Annotated in this window: 1 protein-coding gene; it reads right to left on the bottom strand. The window is 37.1% G+C overall.

The features are described 5' to 3' along the window. Window positions 1-10: 10 nt before the first annotated feature. Window positions 11-877 carry a DUF1259 domain-containing protein gene (locus CW370_RS21020; RefSeq protein WP_024571956.1) on the bottom strand — a complete coding sequence of 289 codons (867 nt, stop codon included), beginning with the start codon at window positions 875-877 and terminating at the stop codon, window positions 11-13. Between the last annotated feature and the right edge of the window lies 1 nt (window position 878).

Genomic DNA, 878 nt, shown 5'->3' with positions numbered 1-878 from the left:
CAAAATAATGTTAACCTCTAACTTCTTTATCAGTAAGAACTTTTAAAGCATCTCTTACTTTTAATGCGAAGTTGATAGGTTTATCAATTGATTCGAAATGAATATACATCAGTCTTGGTTTATCAAACAACCAGTGATTATGAAGTGACGTTACAATAAGATCATGTTCTCGAAGCACACTAATAAATGGATTGATTTCTTTTTGGAGAATCACGGTTTCACCACTACAAAGAGCACGGCCATCTTTTGTCATTGATTCAAATGAAAACATCTGAGGAATTAGTAAAAATGATCTTCCTGGTCTTCCTAGTACTTCTGGTTTTATATTCGTTCGTGATCTCATCACTGTACAAATTCCATTTTCAAAAGTATGCATGGTTCCACCTAGAATATCGTTGAATTCGTCACAAAGACCATGCTGTTTAATCATTTCACCATCAACTTTTGCTTCCGCACGGACTGTTCTCTTGATAAGAACTTTCATAGCCTCCCTGACTTTTCTTGCAAAGGTGAGAGGTTCGTCTATTGATTCAAAATGCATAAACATCAGACGTGGCTTATCAAACAGCCAATGGTTATGAACGGCAGTTACAATAATACCAAATTCGCGTAACTCAGTCATAAACGGGTTCACTTCTTCTTGAAGTAAAACAGTCTCACCTAAACATAAAGCTCTGCCATTCCGATCCATGCTTTCAAATGAAAAGGCTTGAGGAATAAAAGGAAATGCTTCTGCTCTTCTTCCAAGTACTACTGGATGAATGTTGTTTCGAAATCTTGTAGCCGTACATACACCATTTACGACACTAGGTGTTGAATTGAGAATCCTTGCAAATTCCCTGCAAAGTTGAGATGGCTCCATGCCCATTTCTTCCACT

Source organism: Bacillus sp. SN32 (genome assembly GCF_002837495.1).
In the GTDB taxonomy this organism is placed as follows: Bacteria; Bacillota; Bacilli; order Bacillales; family Bacillaceae; genus Bacillus; species Bacillus subtilis.
The sequence above is the reverse complement of the archived record's forward strand: the minus strand, read 5'-3'. Positions and strand labels throughout refer to the sequence as shown.